The organism is Paracoccus sp. pheM1 (genome assembly GCF_018499825.1).
Taxonomy (GTDB): Bacteria; Pseudomonadota; Alphaproteobacteria; order Rhodobacterales; family Rhodobacteraceae; genus Paracoccus; species Paracoccus versutus.
Genome location: NZ_JAGXCX010000002.1, coordinates 722,645 through 735,983 on the forward strand (window position 1 = coordinate 722,645; position 13,339 = coordinate 735,983).

Consider the following 13,339-nt stretch of genomic DNA (forward strand, 5'->3'; position numbering starts at 1 on the left):
CCATGTCCGGGCACGCCATGCGGGAACGCTGCCGCGCGCCTCGCTACGAAAAGCGGCATCGCCTCCGGCAAAGGATCGAGCGAAGACCAGGAAGCATGCCGTTCCGCGAGGAAAAGCCCGATTTCGGCAACACGCCACCGGGCCTTTTGCCTACGATGCCAGGGGGCCTCACGCGGGCGGCGGCAGGCGTGACAGGTCGTAGCCTTTCACCCGCAACACCAGCGCGCCTCGCTCTTTCCGCAGGATCTTCTCCATCGGCTTCCCCTTGGCCAGTGCGTCGACCAGCTTGTCGAGATAGCGGATCTCGCGCATCACCGGGTTGGATCTTCTCGACCCGGACCCCGCAGACCACGCCCCTGATCCGCGCGCGCCGGGTTCACAGCCTCGGCTAGGAAAGTCTCGAAATCCGTCCGGTCTTCCAGCCGGGCCGCCAGTTCCTCTGGCCCGCAGCCCGTCAGCCAGGGGATGATCGCATCGACCTCGGCCTTGGTGCGGCCCTTCTTCTCCGCCTTCGCCACGCAATGCGGTGAGAGGCTGGCGAAGCGCGTGGTGAAGATCCTGCGTGTCATGCCGCCTCCCCCGACCGTTCCAGGCGCGTCACGTTGACCTGCCCGCGTCGAACGGGCGGCGCGCTCCGGGCCAACCTCGGCCGCGGGCGATCAGTTCATCTGCGCCCCGGCATCCCCAGCAAGATCGCGGCAATAATGCCCGAAATCCCTGGCCGTGACGGGACCGGGCTGGCTTTCCAGCAGCAGGGCCAGCAGGATGCGCGCCTTCTTGCCCTGCAACCGGCCTGCCAGGATCGCCCCGGCCCTTTGCAAGTCCAGCGCGCCGCCGTCGGCGTAAAGCGGCCGGGTCTCGCCCCGCAGGCAGCGCGTCGTCACGACGCAGGTCACGCCCCGCTCCCGCGCGCGCGCCACGGCCAAGGCCAGTTCGGGCGTGCCGTTGCCGCAGCCGAAGCCCTCGATCACGATGCCCCTCATGCCGGCGGCCACCAATGCGTCGATGCCGCGGCCGTCCATGCCCATCACCGCCGGCAACAGCGCCACGTCCCGGCTGATGCCGGTCGCCGGCCGGGGCGCGGGCCGGGGCGGCCGCGCCAGCAGGCGGATGCCGGCGCGGCCGATGCGCGCCACCGGGCCGAAATGCGGACCGGCAAAGCCGGCGCGGGCCTGCGCGTCGATCTTGGTGACATCCTCGGCGGCATAGGCGCTGCCGTCAAAGACCACCACCACGCCCAGGCCCCGCGCCTTGCGCGAGCCCGCCAGGCGCAGCGCCGCCGCCAGGTTGCCCGGCCCGTCCGGCACGGGGCTGTCGGCGGCGAATTGCGCCCCGGTGAACGCCACCGGCTTCTCGGACCCGATCACCAGGCTGGCCAGGAAGGCGCTTTCCTCCATCGTGTCGGTGCCATGCGTCACCACGCATCCGGCCACCTCGGGATCTGCCAGATGCCCGGCGATCCGCCGCGCCAGTTCCAGCGACTGCGCCAGGTCGATGCGGTTGCTGCCGAGATTGCAGAACGGATCGACCCGCAGTTCCGACGGGCCCGAGGGCAGCAGCGCTTCGGGCCCGTCCATGCTGAAGAGCCCGCCGCGGTCGGCCGAAAAGCGCGAGGCGATGGTGCCGCCGGTCGAGACCAGCGCGATGGTCCGTGGCGCCATGCCCGCCCCCTAGTGCAGGACCTGGCTGAGGAAGCGCCGGGTGCGCTCATGCACCGGGGCGCCGAAGAACGCCGCTGGGGGCGCCTGTTCCACGATCTGGCCCTGGTCCATGAACACCACCCGGTCGGCCACCTGCCGGGCGAAGCCCATCTCATGCGTGACGATCATCATGGTCATGCCCTCGGCCGCCAGCCCGCGCATGGTGTCCAGCACCTCGCCCACCATCTCGGGGTCCAGCGCCGAGGTCGGCTCGTCGAACAGCATCACGCGCGGCTCCATGCAGAGCGCGCGGGCGATAGCGGCGCGCTGCTGCTGGCCGCCCGACAGCTGCGAGGGGTATTTATGCGCGTGTTCGCCCAGCCGCACCCGCTCCAGCAGCCTGACCGCCAGCGCCTCGGCCGCGCGCCGGGACATGCCGCGCACCGACATCGGCGCCAGGACGCAGTTCTGCACCAGGTCGAGATGCGGGAACAGGTTGAAATGCTGAAACACCATCCCGACCTCGCGCCGCACCGCCTGCGCGGCGCTTTCGCTTTTGCCCAGCTCGATCCCGTCCACGACGATCGAGCCCTGCTGATGCTGTTCCAGCTGGTTCAGGCAGCGGATCAGCGTCGACTTGCCCGAGCCGGAGGGGCCGCAGATCACCACCTTCTCGCCCTTGGCGACCGACAGGCTGACATCGGTCAGCACCTGGAACGCACCATACCATTTGTTCACCCCGGCGACGGAGATGATCGGCCCGGCGGGCGAGGCGTCTGGATTGGACATGGCGGACCTCCTGAATCCTGGGTTGGCATCCTTGACGGCCCGCCCCGGCGGGACTGCCGGAACGGGCGGGGTGCGATCAGGCGGCGGGCCGGGCGGCGCGCCGGCTGATCCGCTCGTCGAAATAGCCGGCGCGGACGGCGGCGCCGACCAGGTTCACGAAAAAGCGCCCGGCGGCGATGGCGGTCAGCTGGTTCACGTCCTTCGAGGGGGTGATCTCGACGATGTCCATGCCGACCACACGGCCCTTGCGCACCAGCCCGTGCAGCAGCTCGCGCATCTGGCAATAGGTCACGCCGCCAAAGGCCGGCCCGGCCACGCCCGGCATCACCGAGGGATCGACCCCGTCCGCATCCACCGTCAGGTAATAGCGCCCGCCGTTCGGGATGCGGTCCAGGATCGCCTGCATGCCCTTTTCGTGCAGCTCGTAGGCGGTGACGATGTTCGAGCCGTAGGCCTGCGCCGCCTCGTATTCCTCGGGGCGGGCGGTGCCCTGGGCGCGGATGCCGATCTGGAAGATCTCCTTCACATGCGGCATTTCCGAGGCGCGGCGGATCGGGCTCGACAGACCATCATGCACGCCGTTGATCTGGTCGCGCCAGTCCAGATGCGCGTCGATCTGGATCAGCGTGATCGGCCCCTGGTCGTCATAGGCGCGCAGCACCGGGATCGGGATGCCGTGGTCGCCGCCGATGATCAGCGGCAGCGCCCCGGCGGCCAGGATCCTGCGCACCGCGGCTTCGGCATTGCGCGAATGCGCCTTGGGATCGGCCGGATCGCCGGTCACGTCGCCGCAATCCACCGCCCGCACGTCGCGGCCGTCGTAAAGCGTGCCGCCGATGTCGAAATCATAGCGGTCGAGCAGCCGCACCGCCCGGTCCGTCGCCTGCCGCACCGCGGTCGGCGCGCGGCTCTGGTCGTTCGTCACCTCGTCCATGGTATAGGCCGAGCCGTAGGGGATGCCGAGAAAGGCGATGTCGGCATCCAGCGTGTCCAGGTCAGTATGCACAGTCGAATAGAGCATGCTGGTATGGCCATGCTTGGGCGCCGAGGTCAGCTTGCGGGTCATGAATGGTCCTCCGGGTGAATCAATGGCTTGGGGTGGAAAGGTCGGCGGGGGCCGCCACCTCGTGGATCTGGGCGAGGAACTCCCTCAGCCTGGGGTTCTGCGGGTCGCCCAGCACCTGCCGGGCCGGGCCCTGTTCGGCGACCAAGCCGCCGTCAAGAAAGATCACCCGGTCGGCGACATGGCGGGCAAAGCCGATCTCATGCGTGACGATCACCATGGTCATGCCGCTGTCGGCCAGCTCGCGCAGGAACAGCAGCACCTCCTTGACGATCTCGGGGTCCAAGGCCGAGGTCGGCTCGTCGAAGAGCATCAGCCGCGGCTCCATGGCCAGGGCGCGGGCGATGGCGACGCGCTGCTTCTGGCCGCCCGACAGCGCCGAGGGATAGGCATCCTCCTTGCCGGCAAGGCCGAAGCGGGCCAGAAGCGCGCGGGCCTGGCGCTCGACTTCCTCGCGCGGGCGGCGCTGCACCTTGATGGGGCCGCGGGCGATGTTCTCCAGCACGGTCATGTGCGGCCACAGGTTGAACTGCTGGAACACGAAGCCCATCGTCGGCCGCAGCTGGTCGATCCGCTTGTGCGACTGCATCCGCACCTTGCCGTCGCGGCCCGGCTCGCGGCCGATATGGGTGCCGTCCACCTCGACGAAGCCGCCGTCGGGAAAGGTCAGGTAGTTGATGCAGCGCAGGAGCGTGCTCTTGCCGCAGCCCGAGGGGCCGATGATGCAGACCACCTCGCCCGCCGCGACCTCGAAGCTGATGTCGCGCAGCGCGGTCATGGTGCCGAAGGACTTGGCCAGGTTCGAGACTTTCAGAAGGGGATGGGTCACTTGCTCCTCCGCATTCCGAGCTGGAGATACTTGTCGGCCAGGCTGTGGCGGGCCTGCTGGCTGCCCTGCGCGGCGCCGGCGGCGCGCTCGACCCGGTGCATGCCATGGGCGAAGGCCGAGGTGATCAGCCAGTAAAGCGCCGCCGTGGTCAGGAACACCTCGAACGGGGCGAAGGTGGCGCCCTGGACCACCAGGCCCTGATAGGTGATCTCGGCCACGGTGATGGTGGACAGCACCGAGGTTTCCTTGATCATCGAGATCGCGGTGTTGGTCGAGGGCGGCAGCAGCAACCGCAGCGTCTGCGGGGCCACCACCTCGCGCATGCCCATGAAATAGGACATGCCGACGGCGCGCGCGGCCTCCAGCTGGCCCTTGGGCACCGCCAGCACCGCGCCGCGGATCACCTCCGAGAAATAGGTGCTGGCATAGAAGGCCAGGGCGATGCCGCCGACCACCGGCTCGGGCAGGCGCAGCCCCATGAAGGGTAGGCCGTAGAAGAAGATATACAGCACCACGATGAAGGGGATGTTGCGGAACCATTCCACATAGGCCCCGGCGATGGCGCGCAGCCAGCGGCGATGCGACAGCGCCATGATCGCCACCGGGATCGCCAGCAGGAAGCCCGCGGCGATGGACAGCAGGGCGACGACCAGCGTCACCCACAGCCCCGCGGCGAAAAGCGGCCAATTGTCGAGAATGACGGAGAAATCGAGGGTCATGACCTATCCCCTGCGCGCGGCGAAGCGGGTTTCGATGCGGCGGCCCAGCTGGCTGATCGCCAAGTTCAGCGCAAACAGCACGATGGCGGCGGCCAAGAGCGCCTCGAGCGGGCGGAAGGTGGTGTTGGCGATCTGCTGGGCGGTGCGCAGCACCTCGACCACGGTGATGACCGACAAAAGCGCGGTGCCCTTGACGATGGTGGTCAGCTCGTTGACCAGCGGCGGCAGGATGCGGATGTAGAGCTGCGGCAGGATCACCCGCGTCCAGATCGTCCGCGCCCGCACGCCCAGGGCGATGGCCGCCTCGACCGGGCCGGGATCCATGCCGGCTAGGCCGCCGCGCATGATCTCGGTGATGAAGATCGAGCTGTTCAGCGCGATGGCCAGCACCCCGGCCTGGATCGGCGTCAGGTCCAGCCCCAGCGCCGGCAGCCCGTAATAGAACAGGAAGATCTGCACCAGGATCGGCGTGCCGCGGATGAAGCTGATCAGCACGCCGATGGCGCCGGTCAGCAAGCCGATGCCGGTGGTGCGCAGCACGGTCAGCACGGTGCCGCCGATCAGCGCCAGCAGCATGGCGCCCAGGGCGATGGTCAGGTTGGTGAGGGCTGCGGGCAGCAGCCGGGGGAAGGCGTCACCAAACGCCAGAAGGTCGAAATCCACGGGCTTCCTCCTGCTTCTGCGCGGCCTGTGCCGCGGCCCCTTGCCAAGGGCCGCGGGGCCGTCAGAGCGCCCCTTCGGGCAGATAGCCCGTTTCGGGCAGCTCGTAGGTCATGCCGAGCCATTTCTGCTGCAGCTCGGCAAAGCGGCCGCTGGCCTTCAGCTCCAGGATGACGGCGTTGATGGCGTCGCGCAGGTCCTTGTCCTCGGGGCGCACCACCCAGGCGTTCAGGCTTTGGGTATCGGCCGCCTGCCCGACCAGCTCGAACACGCCCGGCCGTTCGTTCATCAGGTTCTGCAGCACCGGCAGCCCGGCCATGGCGGCATCCGCCGTGCCATTGGCCACCGCCAGGAAGGAATCGTTGAAGGTGGGGAACAGCTTCAGCTCGGCGAAACCCTGGCCCTCGGCCTTCAGCCTTTCGTCCAGCGCCTTGGCGACCGGATCGACGGCCGAGGCGAGCTGCGTCGCCACCACCTTGCCGGCCAGATCCTCGACGCCCCCGATGTCGCCGTTGCCGGCGCGCTTGATGGCATAGGCCGTGCTGTCGGCGATGGGCAGCGTATAGGCATAGCGCGCCGCCCGTTCCGGGTTGATGCCGACCGAGGTCGCCACGAAGTCGAACTTCTGCGCCAGCAGCCCCGGCAGGATGCCCTGGAACGGCAGGTCGAGCTGCTTGATCTCGACGCCCCAGGCCTTGGCGATCTCGTCCAGCAGGTCGCGGCCGAAGCCGGTGATCTGCCCGTCCTTGACGAATTCAAAGGGCGGATAGGCGGCCTCGGTGCCCACGACCATGGTGCCGGTGCGCCTGATCTTCTCGAAAGTGGTCTCGGCCAGAGCCGGCACTGCGCTCGCCAGGGCGATGGCGATGCTGACCGACAGGCCGGCAAAGGTGCGGCGGGTGATCATTGTCAGGCTCCTCCCTTGTCAGATGATCTGAGCCGTGGATAAGGCGAATCCGCCCCTTATCAAAAACAAAAATCATTCTTCGGTCGCGCGCCGGAAAACTCGCCGCCCCCGATAGGTTTCCATTAATTCCATTTTTTACAGCATGATGTCACCGGAACACCCGCATATCCGGCACGATTCCGGCTTGCCATCATCCCGAAAATTCCTGATCATCATTCCCTAAAATCATGGTTTGACCCTTCATGTGCGCTGCCGACCCCCTCAGCCCCCCGCCGCGCCTGGCGATAGACCTGCATGCGCTTGAACTGTATCTCGCCGTCTTCGGCTCCGGCAGCATGACCGCCGCCGCCGAGCGCATGCAGCTGACGCAATCGGCCGTCTCCCGGCAGATCCTGCGGCTCGAGGCAGAGCTGGGCGTGCCGCTGTTCGACCGCACGTCGCGGCCGATGGTGCCGACGCCCGCCGGCCGGCGGCTGGCGCAAAGCGCCGAGCGGCTGCTGTCGCAGGCGGCATCGTTGCGAAACGAATTGCTCGACGCCAACCAGACGACCCTGACCCAGCTGCGGCTGGGGATCATCGATTCGCTGTCCGATCCGCTGGTGCCGCAGCTGATCAAGGCCATGCGCCACACCATCGACGCGGTCTCGATCTTCAGCGGCTTCATGGAGCCGCTGCGGCAAAAGCTGATCAGCGGCGACCTGGACGCCGTCATCTCGGCGGACCCTTTCGACGATCTCGACCGCTTCGACCGGCACGAGCTGTTCTCCGAGCAGTTCATCGCGTTGCTGCCCAAGGAGATGCCGCCGTTCCGCGACGAGGAATCGTTTCGCCGCTTTGCCACCACCTCGCCGATGATCCGCTCGGGCGCCACCACCGGCATCGCGCGGCGGGTCGAGCAGCAGTTCCGCCGCACCCGGCTGGAGGTTCCGCATGCCTTCGCCTGCGACACCATCGATTCCATCATCAGCTTCGTTGCGGCGGGGCTGGGCTGGACGATCCTGACGCCAAGCTGCATCCGCAAATGCGCGCACCATGTGCCGTTCCTGCAGATCCTGCCCCTGCCCGGCCCGGCCTTCGCGCGGCGGATCTATCTGGTGACCCGCAGCGGCGAATTGACGGCGTTGAAACCGTTGCTGGTCCAGACCTGCCGCGCGATCGTCGCCACGCAATATGTCCCGGCTCTCAGCGCCCTGGCCCCATGGCTGGGCACCGCCGTGACGGTGGCGAAATAAGCCACGACCTTTTGGGGGCAATATGACCGCGCGCCAGATCGAAACCGCAGCAGAGCGCGCCCTTGCTCAGCCCCCGCGCCGGATTCCTTCGCGGGGCCTGAGCGGCAAATGCCTGGAAATCCGTCTGCCGGGGAAGCTCGTGCCATGCAGGCCGGGTCGTCACCGGGCGCATGTCCCTGGGCATGGGCATTCGAACATGCCGGAATGCAAGCCGCCCCTCTTCGCCAGGCGCCGGCATTGTCGCCAGAAGAATGCGGCGGCATCCGGCACCCGCCGGGGCGACCCGAAAGCTGCGGCGATGTTGCGATTGCACGAAGCGCAGGAATTGTATTCCCTTTGCTCGAGATGGATGAGCAATGCACCACGACCGCCGTATCGGACCGCCACAGCTTTCTGCGGCAATGTCTGTCGATCGACCTGGAGGTCAACCCCAGGACGGCGCGGATCTTTGCCTTCGCCGCGGTCCGTCACGGCATGGACGAGGCGATCCGCGCCGAAGAGGGGCAGCTTGAGAAGGGGCTCGATTGCCTGGAAGAGGCGCTCGACGGCATCGCGCACCCGATCGGGCATAATTTCCTGCGGCACGATCTGGCGCATCTCGTGGCTGCCCGGCCGCGCCTGTCGCGGATCATGCAGGCGCCCATCGACACGCTCTGGCTGAACCCCCTCGCCTTTCCGCGCAATCCCTATCACCATCTGGTCAAGCATTATCAGGACGGGCGCCTGCAGGCCGGCCATGTGAACGACCCCGAGCTCGATGCGAAGCTGGTCTTCCAGGTGCTGGAGAACCAGCTCAATGCCTTCAGCGACCTGGATGCCCAGACGCCCGATGCATTGACCGCCTATCACTGGCTGACCACGCGCAAGGATCTGAGCCGGGGATTCGACGCGGTGTTTGGCCATGTGCGGGGCGCCGGGCTACCCTCTCGGGAACAGGCCTTCGCTGCGATCCGCCGCCTTGCGGAAGGCAAGACCTGCAAGCAGCGCCTCGAGCAGGAAATGGACCGGCTGGCCAGCCCCGACCGCGGCTGGCCGATGGCCTATGCCCTGTCCTGGATCTCGGTCGCCGGCGGGGATTCGGTCATGCCGCCCTGGGTCCGGGCCCAGTTCAGGGAGGCCTCGCTGATCGTGCGAGAGCTGAGGGACGGCTCCTGCCAGGATCCCGGATGCGGATGGTGCGCGGAACAGAACGACCCGGTCAAGGCGCTCCGGCGCTGGTTCGGCTTCGATGCCTTCCGGCCGCAACCCGCCGACGAGAGGGGGCGCTCGCTTCAGGAACGCATCGTCGGCGAGGCGATGGACGGGCGGAACCTGCTGGGCATCCTGCCCACGGGCACCGGCAAGTCCGTCTGCTACCAGATCCCCGCCCTGTCGCGTTTCGACAGGACCGGCGCCCTTACCGTGGTCATCTCGCCCCTGGTGGCGCTGATGGCCGATCAGGTCCAGGGGATGGAGCGGGCCGGGATCTCTTCGGCCGTGACGATCAACGGGATGCTGTCGATGCCCGAGCGCAAGGACGCGCTCGACAGGATCCGCATGGGCGATGCCGCGATCCTGATCATCTCGCCCGAGCAACTGCGCAGCACCTCGATCCGCTCGGTGCTGCAACAGCGGGAAATCGGTCTCTGGGCTCTGGACGAGGCGCATTGCATCTCGAAATGGGGCCACGACTTCCGGCCGGACTACCGTTATGTCGCGCGCTTCATCCGCGAAACCGCCGGGGACGGGCCGCCGCCGCCGATCCTTTGCCTGACCGCCACCGCGAAGCCCGAGGTCGTGCGCGACATTCGCGAGCATTTCGAAAGCCGCGTCGGCGTCGAGCTGTTGCTTCTGGACGGCGGTGCCACGCGAGACAACCTGAGTTTCGAGGTCCGTCCGACGGGGAAAGAAAGGAAGCTGGCCGACATCTTCGAAGTGATCTCGGACATGCTGCCCGCCGAAGGCCGCTCGGGCGCCGTGGTCTATTGCGCGACCCGGAACGCGACCGAGCGGGTCGCCGCGTTTCTGAAGCACCAGGGCATGGCGACCGAGCATTTCCACGCCGGCCTCGGCGCCGACGACAAGAAGGACATCCAGGAACGCTTCCGAACCGGAGAACTGCGGGTCATCGCAGCCACCAACGCCTTTGGCATGGGGATCGACAAGCCCGACATCCGCCTGGTCGTGCATTGCGACATTCCCGGCTCGCTGGAGAACTATCTGCAAGAAGCCGGGCGGGCCGGGCGGGACCGGGCCGATGCCAATTGCGTGCTGCTTTATGCCGCCGACGACATCGAGCGGCAATTCCAGCTTTCGGCACGCTCGCGCCTGGCCCGGCACGAGATCGGCGCGATCCTGCGGGCGATCCGCCGGATCGATGAACGCACCCGCAAGACCGGGACGGTCGTCGCCACCTCGGGCGAGATCGTCCGCGAGGAAAAGGACCGCGAATTCCAACGCGACAGCGCCACCGAAGACACGCGGGTCAAGACGGCGGTGTCCTGGCTCGAAGAGGCGGTGCTGCTGCGGCGCGAGGAGAACCGCGTCCAGATCTATCCCTCCTCGCTGAAGATCCGCACGCTCGACGAGGCCGAGAGCCGCTTGCGCGAGGCCCAGATCACCGAGGCCCGGCGCAAGGCCCTTGTCGCCATCGTCCGGCATGTGATGAACGCGCCGCCGGACCAGGGCATCTCCAGCGACGAGCTTTGCGGCGCGAGCGGCCTCACGCCGGGCCAGCTGAACAAGGCCATGGCCGATCTGGAGACCCTGGGCATCGCCAGCAACGATCTGGCGATCACCGTCTTCGTCCATATCGGCATCGAAGGGCATTCCGCCGCCCGCCTTGCCGAGGCGTCGGATCTGGAGAAAACCCTGATCGCGCTGATGCGCGAGGCGGCCCCCGATGCCGGGCGGTCCGAACCCGTCCCGCTGCACCTGTCGGAGACCTGCCAGACCCTGCGCGACGGGGGGTATAAGGAGGCACGCCCCGACATCGTCGAAAAGCTGCTGCGCGGCATGGCCCGCGACGGACGGGACCAGGATGGCGGCCGTGGCAATATCCGGCTGAGGAAGGCGTCGCGCAACACGCTTGCGGTCGCGCTCGAACGATCCTGGCGGATCATCGAGCAGACGGCGGAACTGCGCTGGAAGGCAGCGGCCGTTCTGCTTGGACATCTGGCCGGCAAGGTCGGCAAGGGGATCCGGGGCAAGGACATCCAGGTCGAAACGAAGATCGGCGATCTCCTGAACGCCATGGCCGCGGATATCGAGCTGAAAGCCAGCGGCGTCAGGGACATGACCAAGCTCATGGAACGTGCGCTTCTGTGGCTGCACGAACAGGGCATCGTGACATTGGGCAAGGGGCTCATGATCTTCCGCCCGGCGATGACCGTCCACCTGAACTCCAAGGGCGGACCCTTCACCAAGGAACATTTCCTGCCGCTCGAGGAACATTACACCGAGCAGACCGTGCAGACCCATGTGATGGCCGCCTATGCCGAACGCGGCCTGGTCGACATGAACGAGGCGGAACGCCTGTCCGCGGACTACTTCACCCTGGACCAGGACAGCTTCCTGCACCGCTGGCTGCCCGGTCGGGGTCAGGACATCCGCCGGCAGACGACCGGCACCTCCTGGAAGGCCATCGTCGAATCGCTGGGAAACCCGGTCCAGCAGCGGATCGTCACCGATACGCGGGAAAAGACCAATGTCCTGGTGCTGGCCGGTCCCGGCTCGGGCAAGACGCGGGTGCTGGTGCATCGCATCGCCTTCCTGCTGCGGATGCGCCGCGAAGATGCCCGCGGCATCCTGGTGCTGACCTACAACCGCCATGCCGCCACCGAGATAAGGGCGCGCCTGCGCCATCTGGTCGGCGACGATGCAAACGGCGTCACCGTCTCGACCTGCCATGCCCTGGCCATGCGCCTGGTCGGCGCCAGCTTCACCGGCCAGAAATCCGACGACCGCGATTTCGACGGCATCGTCATGGAGGCGGTCCGCCAGCTGAACGGCGAGGGCCTGGGCCGGGCCGAGGCCGAGGCGCAGCGCGATGCGCTGATCCAGGGCTATCGCTGGATCCTGGTCGATGAATACCAGGACATCGGCCCCGAGGAATATGCGCTGATCGCGGCGGTGGCGGGCCGGTCGCTGGACGACCCGGACCTTCAGCTCAGCCTGTTTGCGGTCGGGGACGACGACCAGAACATCTATGCCTTCGCGGGGGCCTCGATCGACTACATCCGCAAGTTCGAGGAGGACTACCGCGCCCGCCCGGAATTCCTGGTCGAGAACTACCGCTCGACCCGGAACATCGTCGAGACCGCGAACGCCGTCATCCGGCCGGCGCGGGACCGCATGAAGGCCGATCGCGACATCACCATCGACAGCGGCAGGGTGATGGAGCCTGCGGGGGGTGTCATGGCCCGGCATGATCCCGTCGCCCAGGGTCGCGTCCAACTGCTGGACTGTCCTGCCGGTGAAATCCCCCACGCCATGGCCGCGCTGGACGAATTGATCCGGCTGTCCCGCCTCGATCCCGAATTCCGTTGGGACCGGGCCGCGATCATCGCGCGGCAATGGAAGCGGCTTGGCCCCGTCCGGGCCTATGCCGAGACGCTGGGGATCAAGGTCGAGCTGGCCAGCGAAAAGCCCCCCGGCCTCTGGCGCCTGCGGGAAATGCAGGCCCTGGTTGCGGGCCTGCGCCACGAACCCGGCAGGGTGATGACGATCGCTGATATCCTGGATCTGCTGAACGGGCAGGTGCCGAGCCGGTGGATCGACCGCATCGCCGAGGGCATCGCGGCCCTGGCCCGCGAGTTGGGAACAGGCGCGATGCCGGCGCTGGATGCCATCGAATGGCTGGCCGAATGGTCGCGGGACAGCCGGGGCGAACAGCGCGGATTGCTTCTGCTGACCGGGCATCGCGCCAAGGGGCTGGAGTTCGACCACGTCGTGATCCTGGACGGCGGATGGGAAAACGCCAACCGTGGCGAGGATCAGGACGCCCCCCGCCGGCTCTTCTACGTTTCCATGACCCGCGCGCGCCAGACGCTTGCCATGACCACCACCGGCCGGCATGCGGTCCTGCAGCCAGGGGGCGACGGCATCCTGCACCGCCCGGTGCGCGTCGATCTCGGAAATGGCCTGCCGCCCGAAAGGCATTACGAACTGCCAAGCCTCGAGGCGGTCGATCTGTCCTTCGCCGGTCGTCTTGCGCCGGGGCACCCCGCCCATGCGGCCATTGCCAGCGCCCGCTCCGGCGACGAGCTTCACCTGATCCGCGAGGATGGTCGCTGGAGCCTGCGCGACCGTCGCGGCCGCCCGCTTGGCCGCATGGCGAAAGCCTGGCAACCCCCCGAGGGCATGACCTTCCTGAAAGGTTCCGTCGGTGCCGTCGTGCGCTGGCGGAAGATCGACAACGAGGAAGCCTACAGGGAATGGATCAAACGGGACGAATGGGAAACCGTCCTGCCCGAGCTTGAATTCATCCGCGATTGAACGGGGCAAGGCTTGTTCGCCCTGT

At 67.5% G+C, this 13,339-nt stretch carries 11 protein-coding genes; 2 read left to right on the top strand and 9 right to left on the bottom strand.

All coding sequences use genetic code 11. The features are described 5' to 3' along the window. Positions 1-168 precede the first annotated feature (168 nt). The 9 genes from KF941_RS28390 to KF941_RS17660 all read right to left on the bottom strand — a co-directional run bounded on the left by KF941_RS28390 (position 169) and on the right by KF941_RS17660 (position 6,607). Positions 169-312, bottom strand: coding sequence for a DUF2200 family protein (locus tag KF941_RS28390; RefSeq protein WP_276315873.1), 144 nt, complete (start codon positions 310-312; stop codon positions 169-171). Beyond that, on the bottom strand, positions 312-569 hold the full coding sequence (locus tag KF941_RS28395) for a DUF2200 family protein (protein WP_276315874.1): 258 nt from the start codon (positions 567-569) through the stop codon (positions 312-314). Before KF941_RS28395 ends, KF941_RS28390 begins: the two co-directional genes overlap by 1 nt. Positions 570-659: 90 nt before the next feature. Then, complete coding sequence (locus KF941_RS17630) at positions 660-1,661, bottom strand: asparaginase (protein WP_214274071.1); 1,002 nt, start codon at positions 1,659-1,661, stop codon at positions 660-662. 9 nt (positions 1,662-1,670) lie between these two features. After that, a complete protein-coding gene (locus KF941_RS17635; protein WP_240540473.1) occupies positions 1,671-2,429 on the bottom strand; it encodes an amino acid ABC transporter ATP-binding protein in 759 nt (252 codons plus the stop codon). Between the two features lie 76 nt (positions 2,430-2,505). Beyond that, on the bottom strand, positions 2,506-3,495 hold the full coding sequence (locus KF941_RS17640; RefSeq protein ID WP_214274072.1) for an agmatinase: 990 nt from the start codon (positions 3,493-3,495) through the stop codon (positions 2,506-2,508). A 19-nt stretch (positions 3,496-3,514) separates the two neighbouring features. After that, entirely contained in the window at positions 3,515-4,270 is a 756-nt protein-coding gene (locus KF941_RS17645) for an amino acid ABC transporter ATP-binding protein (RefSeq protein WP_214274611.1), read from the bottom strand. A gap of 47 nt (positions 4,271-4,317) precedes the next feature. Then, entirely contained in the window at positions 4,318-5,040 is a 723-nt protein-coding gene (locus tag KF941_RS17650) for an amino acid ABC transporter permease (protein ID WP_214274073.1), read from the bottom strand. Positions 5,041-5,043: 3 nt separating this feature from the next. Further along, positions 5,044-5,703, bottom strand: coding sequence for an amino acid ABC transporter permease (locus tag KF941_RS17655; protein ID WP_036752662.1), 660 nt, complete (start codon positions 5,701-5,703; stop codon positions 5,044-5,046). Positions 5,704-5,764: 61 nt separating this feature from the next. Next, positions 5,765-6,607, bottom strand: a complete 843-nt coding sequence (locus tag KF941_RS17660) for a transporter substrate-binding domain-containing protein (RefSeq protein WP_036752665.1) — start codon at positions 6,605-6,607, stop codon at positions 5,765-5,767. Positions 6,608-6,849: 242 nt separating this feature from the next. Here KF941_RS17660 and KF941_RS17665 point away from each other — a divergent pair, with 242 nt between their 5' ends. Then, positions 6,850-7,839 carry a LysR family transcriptional regulator gene (locus KF941_RS17665; protein ID WP_214274074.1) on the top strand — a complete coding sequence of 330 codons (990 nt, stop codon included), beginning with the start codon at positions 6,850-6,852 and terminating at the stop codon, positions 7,837-7,839. Positions 7,840-8,184: 345 nt separating this feature from the next. Then, on the top strand, positions 8,185-13,314 hold the full coding sequence (locus KF941_RS17670) for a RecQ family ATP-dependent DNA helicase (protein WP_214274612.1): 5,130 nt from the start codon (positions 8,185-8,187) through the stop codon (positions 13,312-13,314). Positions 13,315-13,339 lie beyond the last annotated feature (25 nt).

Excerpts from the sequence above, each read along its gene's own strand:
- KF941_RS28390 (WP_276315873.1), bottom strand. The coding sequence starts at position 312 with ATGCGCGAGATCCGCTATCTCGACAAGCTGGTCGACGCACTGGCCAAG.
- KF941_RS28395 (WP_276315874.1), bottom strand. The coding sequence starts at position 569 with ATGACACGCAGGATCTTCACCACGCGCTTCGCCAGCCTCTCACCGCAT.
- KF941_RS17630 (WP_214274071.1), bottom strand. The coding sequence starts at position 1,661 with ATGGCGCCACGGACCATCGCGCTGGTCTCGACCGGCGGCACCATCGCC.
- KF941_RS17635 (WP_240540473.1), bottom strand. The coding sequence starts at position 2,429 with ATGTCCAATCCAGACGCCTCGCCCGCCGGGCCGATCATCTCCGTCGCC.
- KF941_RS17640 (WP_214274072.1), bottom strand. The coding sequence starts at position 3,495 with ATGACCCGCAAGCTGACCTCGGCGCCCAAGCATGGCCATACCAGCATG.
- KF941_RS17645 (WP_214274611.1), bottom strand. The coding sequence starts at position 4,270 with ATGACCGCGCTGCGCGACATCAGCTTCGAGGTCGCGGCGGGCGAGGTG.
- KF941_RS17650 (WP_214274073.1), bottom strand. The coding sequence starts at position 5,040 with ATGACCCTCGATTTCTCCGTCATTCTCGACAATTGGCCGCTTTTCGCC.
- KF941_RS17660 (WP_036752665.1), bottom strand. The coding sequence starts at position 6,607 with ATGATCACCCGCCGCACCTTTGCCGGCCTGTCGGTCAGCATCGCCATC.
- KF941_RS17665 (WP_214274074.1), top strand. The coding sequence starts at position 6,850 with ATGTGCGCTGCCGACCCCCTCAGCCCCCCGCCGCGCCTGGCGATAGAC.
- KF941_RS17670 (WP_214274612.1), top strand. The coding sequence starts at position 8,185 with ATGGATGAGCAATGCACCACGACCGCCGTATCGGACCGCCACAGCTTT.